The organism is Acidovorax sacchari (assembly GCF_042847045.1).
GTDB classification, from domain to species: domain Bacteria; phylum Pseudomonadota; class Gammaproteobacteria; order Burkholderiales; family Burkholderiaceae_C; genus Paracidovorax; species Paracidovorax sacchari.
Genome location: NZ_AP035783.1, coordinates 4,308,134 through 4,323,662, shown reverse-complemented (window position 1 = coordinate 4,323,662; position 15,529 = coordinate 4,308,134). Strand labels below are relative to the sequence as shown.

Sequence of the window (15,529 nt, the reverse complement as noted above, 5' to 3'; positions counted from 1 at the left end):
CATGAGCGACAGTCCTCTTCTTTCCGAGCGCCGCGCGCGCCTTTCTCCCGAACAGCAGGCGCTGCTGCGCCAGCGGCTGAGCGGCCGTCCATCCGATGCTTCCGCCGCCGGCGGTGCGGAGCCGCCGCCTGCGTCCTCCGTGGATGCGCTGCCGCGCAGCGGCGTGCCGGAGGGCGCCGAGGCGCCCCTGTCCTGGGCCCAGCAGGGCCAGTGGTTCCTTTGGCGCATGGATCCCGGCAATACGGCCTACCACGTGGGGGGCGGACTGGATTTCGAAGGCCCGCTGGATGCCGCTGCCCTGCATGCGGCGCTGCAGGCCCTGGTGCGGCGGCACGCAGGGCTGCGCACCGTCTTCGGCGAAAGCGGGGACGGCACGCCCTGGCAGCGCGTGGAGCCCGCACGGGAGGTGCCGCTGCCCTGCACCGATCTTTCCGGGCTGGCGCCGGACGGGCGCGATGCGCGGCTGGAGGCACTGGCGCGCGAGGTGTGCGCGGAGCCCTTCGACCTGCGCCGCGGCCCGTTGCTGCGCTGCGCGCTCGCCCGGCTCGGCCCGCGGGAGCACCGGCTGCTGTTCATGATGCACCACATCGCCTCCGATGCCTGGACAGTGGAGCGCATCCTCGACGAATGGGCGCGAGGCTATGCGGATGCGCTCGAGGGCCATGCACCGTCCGATGCGCCCACGGCACTGCGCTACGTGGATTTCGCGGTCTGGCAGCGGCACTGGCTGCAGGGGCCGGAGGCCGCACGGCACCGGGATTACTGGACACGGCAGCTCGCGGAAGAAGCGCCCGTGCTGCAGATCGGCCGGGGCACCGCTGCTGCGTCGCCGCAGGTTCCCGCAGGGCAGGACGCCGGGGCCGCGCAGCACCTGCTGGCCGTGCCCGCCCCGCTGTTGCAGGCGCTGCGCCAGCGCGCCCGTGCCCACGGCACCACGCTGTTCTGCGTGCTGCTGGCGGCCTTCCATGCCGTGCTGTTCCGCCATGCCGGGCATGCCGTGCAGCGCGTGGGCGTGCCCGTGGCGGGGCGCAACCGCCCGGAGACGGCCGACGTGGCCGGCGTTTTCATCAACACCGTGGTGATGCAGGCGCGGCCCGTGCCGCAGATGCCGCTGTCTGCACTGCTGGCGCAGGTGCATGCGACCGCGCTGGAGGCCCGCGAGCACGAGGATCTGCCGTTCGAGCATGTCGCGCAGTTGCTGCGCCCCGAGCGCGGCCACGCAGGCGGAGGACTGTTCCAGTGCATGTTCAACCACCTGGGCGAGGGCGGCCGGCCCCTGGCGGGCTGGCCGGGGCTGGCCGTGCGCCGCGTCGATCCCGGACTGCGCGCGGCGCCCTTCGGGCTCACGCTGGAGACCATGGAAGACCCGGACGGCGGACTGCGGGCCGCGTTCCGCTACGACGCCGCGCGCTTCGGCGCGCAGGAAATGGCGGAGATCGCCGGCCACTACGAACGCATGCTGGATGCGCTGGCCCATGATCCCGGCCGCTCCGTCGGCGAGGTCGCCATGCTCGGCGATGCCGAGCGCGCGCGCCTGCAGGCGTGGTCGGCGGACGGGGAGGCCGTGGACATGGACCTGCCCGTGCACCGGATGTTCGAGCGCCAGGCGGCGCTCACCCCCGATGCGCCCGCCCTGGTGGCCGAAGGCCGCGAGTGGACGTATGCGCAGCTCGACGCGCGCACCAGCCGTCTCGCGCACCGGTTGCGCGCCTGCGGCGTGGGCCCGGAGACACTGGTGGGCGTGGCCCTGGCGCGTGGCGCGGACATGGTGGAGGCGCTGCTCGCGGTACTGAGGGCCGGCGGCGCCTACGTGCCCCTCGACCCCGAACTGCCGGCGGATCGCATCGCCTACATGCTCGGCGACTGCGCACCGGCGCTGGTGCTGACCGATGCCGCCCACCGCGCCTGCCTGCCGGCGGCGATGGCGCAGCCGGTGATCCTGCTGCCCCTGGAGGATGCGCCGGGCGAGGGCACCACCCAAGGCGCTCTTCCGCCCGCGGCGCTGCACCCCGAGCACCTGGCCTACGTGATCTACACCTCCGGCTCCACCGGCCGGCCCAAGGGGGCGGCCAACCGCCACGGCGCACTGTCGAACCGGATCGCGTGGATGCAGCAGGCCTACGGGCTGGGCCCGGGGGACACGGTGCTGCAGAAGACGCCGTTCGGCTTCGATGTGTCGGTGTGGGAGTTCTTCTGGCCGCTCGCCGTGGGCGCGCGCCTGGCGGTGGCGCCCCCCGGCGCGCACCGGGAGCCCGCGCAATTGCAGGCGCTCATCCAGCGGCATGCGGTGACGACGCTGCACTTCGTGCCCTCCATGCTGCAGGCCCTGCTGGCGCAGCTGGATGCGCACGCCTGCGCCAGCGTGCGGCGCATCGTGTGCAGCGGCGAGGCGCTGCCGGCCGAGGCGCGCCGCCAGGTGCTGGAGCGGTTGCCCGGCGTGGCGCTGTACAACCTCTACGGCCCGACGGAGGCCGCCATCGACGTCACGCACTGGACCTGCCATCCGCAGGAGCGCGGACCCGTGCCGATCGGCCGGCCCATCGCCGGGCTGCGCACCCATGTGCTCGATGCCGCGATGCAGCCCGTGCCGCCGGGCGCTCCGGGCGAGCTGTTACTGGGCGGCGTCGGGCTTGCGCGCGGCTATGCCGCCCGGCCCGGCCTCACGGCGGACCGCTTCGTGGCCGATCCGTTCGAGGCGGGAGCGCGGCTCTACCGCACGGGCGATCTCGTGCGCTGGCGCGAGGATGGCGCCCTGGAATACCTGGGGCGGCTGGACCACCAGGTGAAGATCCGCGGCCAGCGCATCGAGCTGGGCGAGATCGAGGCACGCCTGCTGGCCCGGCCCGGCGTGCGCGAGGCCGTGGCGGTGGCCGCATCCACGCCCGCGGGCATGGCGCTGGTGGCGTACTGCAGCCCGCACGCGGGCACCACCCTGGACGGCGAAGCGCTGCGCTCGCGGCTCGCCGCAGAACTGCCCGAGGCCATGGTGCCTTCGCAGATCGCGGTGCTGCCGGAACTGCCGCTGAACGCCAACGGCAAGGTGGACCGCAAGGCGCTGCCCTCGCTGCAGCCCGCTTCCGCGGTGGCCTACGCCGCACCGCAGGGCGAGGTGGAGGAGGCGCTGGCGCGCATGTGGTGTGAGCTGCTCGCGCTGCCGCGCGCCGGCCGCACCGACCACTTCTTCGCCCAGGGCGGCCATTCGCTGATGGCCATGCAGCTCGTCGCCCGCGTGCGCTCGGGCCTGCAGGCCGAGATTTCGGTGCGGGACGTCTTCCTGCATCCCGTGCTGGCGGACCTGGCGCGGTGCGTGGAAGCCGCGCGCCCGCAGCGCCCCGTGGCGGACGCGCTGTCGCGCCTGGATGCCTTCCTCGACGATATGGAGATTGCCGGATGAGCGATATGGATGCACTTCTCCCCCAAGCCCGGATGGCCCGGCGCTTCATGCGGCTGACCGATGCGCAGCGCCGCGCCGCCTACGCGAAGATGCGCGAAGAGGGGCTCACGATGGGCCAGTTTCCCATCCTGCCGCGCGAGGCGCAGGACGGGGAGGCCCCCCTGTCGTACGCGCAGATGCGCCAGTGGTTCCTGTGGCAGATGGAGCCGCAGGGATCGGCCTATCACATCACCGGGGCGTTCGTGCTGCGGGGCGCCATCGACGTGCCCGCTCTGGAGGCCGCCTGGCGCGACGTGATCGCGCGGCATGCCGCGCTGCGCACCGTCTTCCGCGCCGATGCCGGCGGGCATCCCCACCAGCAGGTGCTGCACTCCGTGGAGTTCGGGGTGCACCGCATCGACCTGTCGGACCTGCCCGAGCCCGAACGGTGCGCACGCGCCGAGGCCGCGGCCCGTGCCTGCTGCGAGACGCCTTTCGACCTGGGCGCAGGGCCGCTGCTGCGGGTCTGGCTGCTGCGCACGGGGGCCGGGGAGCACCGCCTCGTGGTCGCCATGCACCACATCGTGTCGGACGGCTGGTCGCTGCGCGTGCTGGTCGAATCGTTTGCAGAGCGCTACCGCGCCCGCCATGCGGGCGGGGGCGCCCCCGCGGAGCCCGCATCCGCGCTGCAGTACACCGACTACGCCCTCTGGCAGCGCCAGTGGATGGAGGCCGGCGAAAAAGACCGCCAGCTCGCGTACTGGCGCGCCCGCCTGGGCGGTGAGCAGCCGGTGCTGCAGTTGCCCGCGGAGCATCCGCGCCGCGCCGATGGCCGCTACCGCGCGGCCGTGCATGCCTGGGAGCTGCCCGCGGACCGCGTGCGGGCGCTGCGCTCGGCGGCGCAGGCGCGCGGCATCACGCCGTTCATGGCGCTGCTCGCGGCGTTCCAGGCGGCCCTGTACCGCTGGAGCGGCCAACAGGACGTGCGCGTGGGCGTGCCGGTGGCCAACCGCGGCCGCGTGGAGACCGAGGGCCTGGTCGGCCTGTTCGTGAACACCCAGGTGCTGCGCCTGCAGGTCGATGGCCGCATGCCGCTGTCCGCCGCACTGGACGCGGTGCGCGAAGCCGCCCTGGAGGCGCAAGCCCACCAGGACCTGCCCTTCGACCAGCTGGTCGAGGCGCTGCAGCCCGGCCGCAGCCTGGCCGCGCCGCCACTGTTCCAGGTGATGTTCAACTACCAGCAGCACGACCACCGCGCGCTGGGCGAGCTACCGGGCCTGGCGCTCGAGCGCTGGGACATCCCGGGCCAGACCGCCCAGTTCGAGCTCATCCTGGGTGCCGTGGAAGACGGGCAGGGCGGACTGCGCCTGGAATTCCACTATGCCCGCGAACTGTTCGCGGCCGGCACGGTGCGCCGCATGGCGGGCCACTACGAGGCCGTGCTCGCGGCCGTGCTGCAGGCGCTGGAAGGCACCGGCGACCCGTGCGTGGGCGACGTGCCCCTGCTGGCCGGTGGCGAGGCGCGCCAGCTGCGCGAGTGGGGCGACTGCCCGCGCGCACAGCCCCATGCCGAGCCCGTGCACCGCCTGTTCGAGCGCATGGCGCGGCGGCAGCCCGATGCGGTGGCCGTGGAGGCCGGGGACGCCGCCTGGAGCTACCGCGCGCTGGACCGCCGGGCCAACCACCTCGCGCACCGCATCACTGCGCTGGGCGCCGGGCCGGAGCGGCGCATCGGGGTCGCGCTGTCGCGCTCGCCCGAGCTGGTGGCGGCCCTGCTGGCCGTCCTCAAGGCGGGCGCGGCCTTCGTTCCGCTGGACCCGGCCTATCCGGCCGAGCGCCTGGCCCACATGGCGCGCGACAGCGGCATGGCGCTGCTGCTCACCGAAAGCGCCCTGGCCGGGCGCATCCCGCTGCCGCCGGGGGTGGCCTGCATCGCCTGCGACGACGAACCCGGCGCCTGTGACGCGGGGCCCGATGTGCCGGTGGGCCCGCGCCAGCTGGCCTATGTGATCTACACCTCCGGCTCCACCGGCCTGCCCAAGGGCGTGCTGGTGGAGCACGGCCCCTTCGCCGCCCACTGCGTGGACACCGCCGCCTGCTACGAGATGGGGCCGGGCACGCGCGAACTGCACTTCCTCTCGTTCGCCTTCGACGGCGCGCACGAGCGGCTGTTCACCGGACTCACCTGCGGCGCCGCCGTGGTGCTGCGCGACGACACCCTCTGGACCGCCGAAGAGACCCTGGAGGCCCTGCGCGTGCGCGGCATCACGCATGCGGGCTTTCCGCCGGCCTACCTGGGGCAGCTGGCCGACTGGGCCGGGCGGGCAGGCGACGATGCGCCCGCGCTGGAGCTGATCTCCTTCGGTGGCGAAGCGATGCCGCGCGAAGGCTTCGACGCCGTGCGCCGCCACCTGCGGCCGCGCCTGCTCATCAACGGCTACGGGCCCACCGAGGCCGTGGTCACGCCCATGCTCTGGAAGGTGGATGCGCTCGCATCCTTCCCCCAGGCCTACGCACCCATCGGCCAGCCCATGCCGGGCCGCACCGCCCACGTGCTGGATGCCGACCTGCAGCCCGTGCCGCGCCATGTGCCGGGCGAGCTGTACCTGGGCGGGTCGGGCCTGGCGCGCGGCTATGGCGGCCGGCCGGGCCTGACGGCGGAGCGTTTCGTGGCCGACCCCTTCGGCAGCGGCGGACGCCTCTACCGCACCGGCGACCGGGTGCGCTGGCGCGAGGACGGCCAGCTCGAATACCTGGGCCGCACGGACCACCAGGTGAAGGTGCGGGGCTTCCGCATCGAGCCGGGCGAGATCGAGGCCGCGCTGCGGGCCGCCCCGGGCGTGGGCGAGACCGTGGTCGTGGCGCGCGCGACGGCGCAGGGCACGCGGCTGGTCGCCTACCTGGCACCGGCGCCGGCAGCCATGCCCGCAACACCGTCCGCACTGGACGAAGGCGCCCTGCGCGCGCACCTGGAGCGCAGCCTGCCGGACTACATGGTCCCTTCGGCGATTGTCGTGCTCGACCGCCTGCCCACGGGTCCCGGCGGCAAGGTGGACCGCAAGGCGCTGCCCGAGCCGCCCGAGGCCGTGGCCGCTCAGTCGGGCGGGGCGCCGCGCGGCGAAGCCGAACAGGCCGTCGGCCGTGTCTGGTGCGAGGTGCTGGGCCGCGCCGGGGTGGGCCGCGACGACAACTTCTTCGAACTGGGCGGCGATTCCATCCTCAGCCTGCAGATCGTGGCCCGGCTGCGGCTGGCCGGCTGGCGTGCCACGCCGCGCCAGCTGTTCGAGCGGCAGACCATCGCCCAGCTCGCGGCCGTCATCGAGCGCCTGCCTTCCGGCGAGGCACGGCCCGCCGGCCCGGCGCGCGGCGAGGTGCCGCTGCTGCCGTTCCAGCGCGACTTCTTCGCCATGCCGATGCCGGCGCGCCACCACTGGAACCAGGCCGTGCTGCTGCGCAGTCCCGCTCCGTTGCAGGCACAGGCCCTGCGCGGCGCGCTGCGCGCGGTGGCAGAGCGGCACGATGCGCTGCGCCTGCGCTTCACGCGGCAGCAGGGCGCGGCAGGGGAGGTGTGGACGCAGCGCTACGAAGACACCGCCACGGCCCTGTCCGGATGGGACGACGTGCTGTGGATGCGCGCGGCGGACGGTCCCGCGCAGCTCAGCGCGCTGTGCGAGCAGGCGCAGTGCAGCCTCGACCTGGAGCGTGGCCCGCTGCTGCGCGCCGTCGCCGTCGCCCTGCCGGGCGGGGATGCGCGGCTGCTGCTCGTCATGCACCACCTCATCGTCGATGGCGTCTCCTGGCGCATCCTGCTGGACGACCTGCAGCAGGCTTATGCCCGGTGCCTCGCGGGCGCGCCGGCCGCGCTGCCGCCGGCCTCCAGCGGCCTCGGCGAATGGGCCGCCGTGCTGCAGCGCTACGGGCAGGACCACGCCGACGAGCTGGCGCATTGGGCCGCCCTGGCTGGCTGCCCGGCGGAGCTTCCCTGCGCGCGGCCCGGAGGCCAGGGCACCGCTGCCCAGCAGCAGTCCGTCTCCATCCGCCTGGACCGGCGCGCCACCGAGGCCTTCCTCGCGCAGGCGCCCGCCGCCTACCGCACCCAGGCCAACGACCTGCTGCTCACCGCCCTCGCGCGCGCGCTGTGCCGCTGGAGCGGCCATGACCGCGTGCTGGTGGACATCGAAGGCCATGGCCGCGAAGACCTCGATCCCGCGGTGGACCTGTCGCGCACCATGGGCTGGTTCACCTCGCTCTATCCCGTGGCGCTCGACGCGCGGGGGGCGCTGGGCGATGCCGTGCGGCGCGTGAAGGAAACCCTGCGCGCCGTGCCCCGCCACGGCGTGGGCCACGGCGCGCTGCGCCACTTCGGCACGCCGGAGCAGCGCGAAGCCCTGCAGGCGCTGCCGCGCGCGCAGGTGGTGTTCAACTACCTGGGCCAGTTCGACGCCCGGCCGCAGGAAAGCGCAGGCGGATGGACGCTGGCGCCCGAACCGGCCGGCCCCTTCGTGGATGCCGGCGCCCCGCTCACGCACGAGTTCACCGTCAACGGCCGCGTGCTCGCGGGCGAGCTGTCGATGGACGTGCTGTTCAGCGGCGCGCGCCACGATGCCGCCGCGGTGCGCGGCTGGATGGCGGATGTCGAGCGCGAACTGCGGTCGCTGATCGACCACTGCGCGCAGGCGCCGCAAAGCGCCACGCCCTCGGATTTCCCGCTCGCGGGGCTGGACCAGGCGGGCCTGGACGCGCTCGGGCTGGACTGGGCGCAGGTGGAAGACCTGTATCCTCTGTCGCCACTGCAGGCAGGGCTCGTCTTCCAGACCCTGCTGGACCCGGATGCGGCCGCATACCGCAACCAGCTGCGCATCGACTTCCGCCACCTCGACGCAGGCCGGCTGCGCGCCGCCTGGGAGGCCGCCTTCGAGCGCCACGCGGTGCTGCGCAGCGGCGTGCTGGCCGAGGGCGCCCGGCCCCTGCAGTGGGTGGCCCGGGCCGGCAGGCTGCCGTGGCGCGAGATCGATGTGCGCGGCGAGATCGGTGCAAGCGGCGCAGGCGATGCACGTTCCCGCCTGGACGCGATCGCGCAGGAGGAACTGGCCGCCGGGTTCCCGGGCATGCAGCCGCCGCTCATCCGTTTCGCGCTGGTGCGCACCGGCGAGCATGGCTACCACTTCATCTGGACCATGCACCACGTGCTGCTGGACGGCTGGAGCACCTCGCAGCTCATGGCAGAAGTGCTGCGCCACTATGCCGGCCTGCCCGATGCGGCGCCGGCCGCCCGCTACGGCGACTACATCCGCTGGCTCCAGCACCGCGACGCCGAGGCGGACCGGGCCTGGTGGACCGGGGCGCTGGGCGGCGTGGAAGAGCCGACCCTCCTGGCCCGGTGCCTGCCGCACGCTGCGCCTGCCGAGCCCTCCGCGCGGGGCGAGGGCGCCGCGCGGCTGGGAGCCGGTGAGGTAAGGGCTTCCTTCACGGAGCAGGAAACCGCGGGCCTGCAGGCCTTCGCACGGCGCGAGCGCGTCACCCTCAACACGCTGGTGCAGGCGGCCTGGGCCATGGTGCTGCAACGCCATGCCGGGCAGGAAACGGTGGTGTTCGGCACCACCGTGGCGGGCCGCCCGGCGGAGCTGCCGGGCGCCGAGCGCGCGGTGGGCCTGTTCATCAACACGCTGCCCATGGCCTGCACCCCCCGTTCCGGCGCTGCGGTGGGCGACTGGCTGCGGGAACTGCAGGCCCAGGGCCTGCGCATGCGCGAACACGAGCACACGCCGCTCTACGACATCCAGCGCTGGATGGGCACGGATGCAGCCGGGCTCTTCGATACGCTGCTGGTGTTCGAGAACTACCCCGTCGATGGCGCCCTGCACGCATTGCCGGCGGGGCTCGAGGCCGAGGTGGCCGCGCAGCGCGAGGAAACGCACTACCCCGTCACGCTGCTGGCGTTGCTCGAGCCGGTGCTGACGCTGCAGCTGCGGCACGACCTCCGGCGGATCGACGCCGCCGCGGCCGGGAGGCTGGCGGACCAGCTGGTGCGCGGGCTGCGCGCGCTGGCGGAGGATGCCGGCCGGGCGCTGGGTTCGCTGGACGTGCTGGCCCTGCCGGACGCCCGCCAGGCCCCGGCCTCCGCGGCAGTGGATGGCAACGACACGGTCCACCGCCTGTTCGAGCGGCAGGCCCTGCGGCAACCCGATGCCGTCGCGCTGCGCTTCGAGGACGACGCCTTAACCTACGGCGAGCTGGACCGCCGCGCCAACCGGCTGGCGCACCGGCTGCGCGCCGCGGGCGCCGGGCCGGAAGCCCGCGTCGGTGTCGCGCTCGGCCGGGGGCTCGACCTGGTGGTGTCACTGCTGGCCGTGCTCAAGTCCGGGGCGGCCTATGTCCCGCTGGACCCCGACTATCCCCCGGAGCGGATCGCCTACATGGCGGGCGACAGCGGCATGGCCTGCGTGGTCACCCAGGACGGCCTGTGGGACGCCTCGCCGCTGCCCGCGGGCCTGGCCGTGGTGGATCCGCAGTGCAGCGATGCTGCCGCCTGGCCCGACACGCCGCCGGATGTGGCGGTACACCCCGACCACCTCGCCTATGTGATCTACACCTCGGGCTCCACCGGGCGGCCCAAGGGCGCGCAGCTGTGCCATCGCCAGGTGGTGCGCCTGCTGCACGGCACCGACGGCTGGTTCCGCTTCGGCCCCGAAGACGTCTGGACGCTGTTCCATTCCTGCGCCTTCGATTTCTCCGTGTGGGAGCTCTTCGGCGCGCTCTGCACGGGCGGGCAACTGGTCATCGTCCCGTACTGGGTGAGCCGTTCTCCGCAGGACTTCCTGGCCCTGCTGCGCACACGGCGCGTGACCGTGCTCAACCAGACGCCGTCGGCCTTCGGGCAACTGGTGGGCCTGCCCGCCACCTATGAACCACCGCCGGCCGGCATGCCGGAGCTGTCGCTGCGCGTGGTCATCTTCGGTGGGGAAGCGCTCGACCCGCAGCGGCTGCGGCCCTGGATCGCGCATTTCGGCGATGCGCGGCCCGAGCTGGTCAACATGTACGGCATCACCGAAACCACGGTGCACGTCACGTGGCGCCGCATCACCCGGGCCGACCTGCAGCCGCAGCGCAGTCCGGTCGGCACGGCGATTCCCGATCTGGGCCTGTTCGTGCTCGACGCGGACCTGCGGCCCGTGCCGCCCGGGGTACCGGGCGAGCTGTTCGTCAGCGGCGCGGGCCTGGCGCGCGGCTACCTGCGCCAGCCCGCGCTGACCGCGCAGCGCTTCGTCGCGCACCCCTCGCCTGGCGTGCCCGGGGAACGCCTCTACCGCACCGGCGACCGCGTGCGCTGGGGCGAGGACGGCGAGCTGGAATACCTGGGCCGGGTGGACCACCAGGTGAAGGTGCGCGGCTTCCGCATCGAGCTGGGCGAGATCGAGACCCGGCTCCTCGCGCAGCCGGAGGTGCGCGAGGCCGTCGTGGTGGCGGAGCAGGGGCCGGGCGGTGCGCGCCTGGTCGCCCACGTGAGCGCCCAGCCCGGCCTCGCGATCGACATCGCCCTGCTGCGCGAGCGCCTCGGGGAGTCCCTGCCGGATTACATGGTGCCCGCCGCGGTGCTGGTGTCGGACGGGCTGCCCCTCACGCCCAACGGCAAGGTGGACCGCCGGGCCCTGCCATCGGCCGCCCAGGCCCTGAATGGTGCCGGCGCGCCGGGCGAGCCGCCGCGCGACGGCGCGGAGGCGGCGCTGGCCGCGCTGTGGCGCGAGGTGCTGCAGACCGATGCCATCGGCCGGCACGACCACTTCTTCGAGCGGGGCGGGCACTCGCTGCTGGCGGTGCAGCTCGTCGCCGCCATCCAGCGGTCCTGGGGGCGCACCGTGGCGCTGCGCACGGTGTTCGAGGTGCCGGTGCTCGCCGACCTCGCCGCGCGCCTCGCGGCCGACGGCCTGGTGCCGCAGGCGGATGGCGCCGCAGCGGCCGACGACCCGGCCCGGCGCATCGATGCCCTGCTGGGCGAGCTGGAACTCTGAATCACGAACGGGAAGGACGACCATCGCATGACCACCGAAATGCACGAGCTCTCGCGCCGCTTCGCGGCCCTCACCCCTGACAAGCGCCAGGTGTTCCTGGAGCGGCTGCGTGCCAGCGGCATCGGCTTCGAGGCGTTGCCCGTGGTGCCCAGGGCCGCCGCCGGCGAAGCTCCCATGGCCTATGCCCAGCGGCCCCTGTGGCTCGCCTGGCAGCGCGATCCCGCCTCGCCCGCCTACAACCTGGCCGGCCGCATGGTGCTGCCCGGATCGCCGGATGCCGCCGCGGTGCACCGCGCCCTGGCCACGCTGGTGGCGCGCCACGCCGCGCTGCACACCTGCTTCGGCTGCGACGCGCAGGACCAGCCGGTGCAGCGGGAGGACCCGCAGCAGCGCTTCGGCTGGTCGGTGCGCGAATGGAGCATGCCCCGTGCCCAGGCGCAGGAGGCCCTGGCCGCGCAGGCGCAGGCCTTCGCCATGGAACCCTTCGACCTGGAGCGCGGTCCCGTCTTCCGCGCCTGCCTGCACGTCTTCCCCGAAGGTGCTCCCGAGCTGGTGCTCTGCGTGCACCACATCGCGGCCGACGGACAGTCCATCGGCCTGCTGCTGTCCGAATTGCGCGCGTTGCTCGCCGCACCGGGCGAAGCGGCGCCGGGCCCGGCGGCGCAAGGTGCGGCATCGCTGGGCTATGCGGATTACGCCGCCTGGCAGCGCCACTGGATGGAAGCCGGGGAGCTGCAGCGCCAGATCGGCCACTGGCGCGAACGCCTGCGCGACGCGCCGCTGGCGACCGCGCTGCCGCTGGACCGGCCGCGCACCGCACGGCGCGGCACCCAGGGCGGCGTGGTGGCTGCCGGGCTGGACGAGGCCGTGTCCGCCTCGCTGCGCGCGCTGGGCCGCGCGCACGCAGCCTCTCCTTACCTGGTATGCCTGTCCCTGCTCGGGCTGCTGCTGCACCGCCTGGGCGGCCAGGACGACCTGTGCATCGGCGTGCCCACCACCACGCGGGACCGGCCCGAGCTGGCCGGCGTGGTGGGCCATTTCACCAACGTGCTGGTGCTGCGGCTGCAGGCCGACCGGGCCTGGTCCTTCGCGCAGTGGCTGGAGCACGTGCGCGACCGCTTCGTCGAGGCCAAGGCGCACCAGGAAGTGCCGCTGGACATGCTCGTGGATGCGCTCTCGGTGCCGCGCGTACCCGGCCTGCATCCGCTGTTCCAGGTCAAATCCACCCAGCAGCAGGCCGCCCCGCGCGGGGCGCGGCAGCCGGCCGCGGCGGCCGGAAGCATCTCGGTGGACGAGGTGCATTTCGACCTGAGCGTGGATGTGATGGACGATGGCGACAGCCTCTCGTTCGGCATCGCCTACGCGGCCGACCTGTTCGACCACGACACCGTCGTGCGCCTGGCCGACGGGCTGCGCGCGCTGGCGCGGCAGGCGGCCGGCGGTGGCATCCCGGCCATCGGGAAAGCTGCGCTGCCGCCCGTGCCGGAGCTGCGCGGCGAGGAGACGGCGTGGCCCTGCGCGAACGTGCCGGACGCCTTCGCCGCCGCCGCGCGGCGCGATCCCGCGGCCCCGGCCATCGCCGCGGGAGTGCGCAAGATCACCTACGCGGAACTCGACCGCACGAGCGCCGCGTGGGCGCAGCGCCTGCAGGCCCACGGCATTCGCGCGGAAGACCGCGTGGCCGTGTGCCTGGAGCGCGGCCCCGAATTCGTGCTGGCCTGGCTCGCGGCGATGCGGGCAGGGGCCGTCTGCGTGCCGCTGGACCCGGCGCTGCCGCGCACCCGGCGCGACGAATTGCTGCACGATTGCGGCGCCGCCCTGCTGATCGGCGATCTCCAGCAACCCCCGGAAGGCGTGCCGCAGTGGCGCGTGGAGTTCGGTGCGTCCGATGCAGTGGCCACCGCGGCGTCGCCCTCGATCCGCCCGCTGCACCCGTCGCAGGGTGCCTACATGATCTACACCTCCGGCTCCACCGGGCGGCCCAAGGGCGTGGTCGTGCCCCACGGTGCGCTGGCGAACTACGCCCAGGGCGTGCTCCAGCGCCTGGATGTGGGCCCGGGCCGCTGCTTCGCGATGGTCTCCACCGTGGGCGCGGACCTGGGGCACACCGCGTTGTTCGGCGCGCTGTGCTCGGGCGGCTGCCTGTACCTGCCTTCCTCGGCCGAGGCGTTCGATCCGGATGCGTTCGCGGCCGGCATGGAGCGCTGCGGCGCCGACGTGCTGAAGATCGTTCCCAGCCACCTGCGCGGCCTGCTGAATGCGCGCAACCCCGCCGCGGCGCTGCCGCGCCATACCCTGGTGCTGGGCGGCGAGACGGCCGACGACGAACTGCTGCGCACCGTGCGCGCGCTGCGCCCGGGCCTGCGTATCCTCAACCACTACGGCCCCACCGAGACCACGGTGGGCGTGCTCACCCATCCCGCCGCGCCTCCCGACGAGAGCCCGCGCGGGTTCACCGCGCTGCCGCTGGGCCGGCCCCTGCCGGGCATCCGGGCCCACCTGCTGGACGACCGCCTGGAGCCCGTGCAGCCCGGCATGCCCGGCGAGCTGTACCTGGCCGGGCGCGGGCTCGCGCGCGGCTATGCCGGCCGGCCCGGCACCACGGCGGAACGGTTCGTCGCCTCGCCCTTCGAGGCCGGCGCGCGCCTCTACCGCACGGGCGACCGCGTGCGGCTGCGCGGAGACGGGGCGCTGGAATTCCTCGGTCGCGCGGACGACCAGGTCAAGATCCGAGGGTGGCGGGTGGAGCCCGCGGAGGTCGCCCAGCGCCTGCGCGAGTGCACCGGCGTGGCCGATGCGGTGGTGGTCGCGCGGGCCCGCGAAACCGATGGCGCGATGGCGCTGCATGCCTACGTGGTGCCCGCCGATGCCGGTGCGCCAACCGATCCCGGCGCGCTGCCAGCGCAATTACAGGCGCAGTTGCAGGCCGCGCTGCCGGCCTGGATGGTGCCGGACCACATCCTGCCCATCGCCGCGCTGCCGCTCACGCCCAACGGCAAGCTCGACCGCCGTGCCCTGCCGCTGCCCGCCGCCGCGCCCGGGGAAGCTGCCCGCGGAGAGCCCCCGCGCGGCGCCCTGGAAGAAGCGATCGCGAAGGTGTGGAGCGAGGTGCTGCGCGTCGATCGTGTCGGCCGCGACGACAACTTCCACGCCCTCGGCGGCGATTCCATCCTGTGCCTCAAGCTGGTCGCCCGCCTGCGCAGGCAGGTGCCGGGCGGCGCGCAGGCCAGCCTGGCCGATGTCATGCAGTCCCCCACGCTCGCGCACCTGGCGCAGCGGCTGCGCGAGCGCTTCGAGGGCGCGCACGACGCGGTCTGCCTGCAGGACGAAGGCAGCGGCGTGCCGCTCTACTGCCTGCCCGGCATGGTGGTGAACACGCGCGAGTTCCTGCCGCTGGCCGAGGCGCTGCGCGGCGAGCGCACCGTGCACGCCTTCGTGAGCCACGTGTACACGCGGCAGCGCTGGCGCGGATTCGCGGTGGAGGCCCTCGCGGCCGAGTACGCGGACTTCATCGCGGCGACCGCCGCGGGCGGGCGGTGCGCGCTGCTGGGCTGGTCCTCCGGCGGCGACCTGGCCGTCGAGACCGCACGGCGCCTGCAGGGCCGCGTGGAGGTCGCCTTCACCGCGCTGGTGGACGTGCACCGCACGGAGCCCCTGCGCGCCGGCCGGCCGCTGTCCGCGGCGGAGCGCGCGCAGGCGCAGGCCCGGCTGGATGCCTGGCTGGCCGCCTCCACCATGGCCGACCGGTGGCGCGAGCTGCTGGAGCGCATGCATGCCGACGAACGCGACGGCGTGCTGCAGCAGTTGGTCGATGCCTGGCAGTCCCTGCCGCTGGACGGAGAAGGCGAGGACAGCCACGAATACCTGCTCTGGACCACGCTCGACAAGCGCGTGCAGGCCTGCCGGCACACGCCCGCCAGCGACGGGCTGCCGGTCCACCTCTTCCAGGCGGGCCGCTCGGTGGAAGAGGGCGGGGCGCTGCGCGACTGGTCCGCGATCGCGGACGTGCGCGGCGTGCAGGTCGTGGAAGGCGCGGGCCACCTGGACATCATCCGCCAGCCCGCCTTCATCGGGGCCCTGCGCGAGGCGCTGCGCGCGGCCGACGGCTCCCCGCGCGCCTGAGCGGAAAGCGGGCGCCTCGACGAAA

General features: G+C 74.3%; 3 protein-coding genes. All 3 read left to right on the top strand.

Annotation, left to right across the window (positions count from 1 at the left end):
* Position 1 precedes the first annotated feature (1 nt).
* From ACGHC0_RS19140 to ACGHC0_RS19130, 3 genes are read left to right on the top strand one after another with little or no spacing between them, the layout of a single operon-like run.
* Entirely contained in the window at positions 2 to 3,394 is a 3,393-nt protein-coding gene (locus tag ACGHC0_RS19140) for an amino acid adenylation domain-containing protein (protein ID WP_415266466.1), read from the top strand.
* Positions 3,391 to 11,382, top strand: coding sequence for an amino acid adenylation domain-containing protein (locus ACGHC0_RS19135; RefSeq protein WP_415926592.1), 7,992 nt, complete (start codon positions 3,391 to 3,393; stop codon positions 11,380 to 11,382). Before ACGHC0_RS19140 ends, ACGHC0_RS19135 begins: the two co-directional genes overlap by 4 nt.
* 27 nt (positions 11,383 to 11,409) lie before the next feature.
* Positions 11,410 to 15,504 (top strand): amino acid adenylation domain-containing protein, encoded by a 4,095-nt coding sequence (locus tag ACGHC0_RS19130; protein WP_415266464.1) that lies wholly within the window; start codon positions 11,410 to 11,412, stop codon positions 15,502 to 15,504.
* Positions 15,505 to 15,529: the final 25 nt, after the last annotated feature.

What these genes read in the sequence shown, in the direction of transcription:
- ACGHC0_RS19130 (WP_415266464.1), top strand. Translation starts at nt 11,410, where the DNA reads ATGACCACCGAAATGCACGAGCTCTCGCGCCGCTTCGCGGCCCTCACC.
- ACGHC0_RS19135 (WP_415926592.1), top strand. Translation starts at nt 3,391, where the DNA reads ATGAGCGATATGGATGCACTTCTCCCCCAAGCCCGGATGGCCCGGCGC.
- ACGHC0_RS19140 (WP_415266466.1), top strand. Translation starts at nt 2, where the DNA reads ATGAGCGACAGTCCTCTTCTTTCCGAGCGCCGCGCGCGCCTTTCTCCC.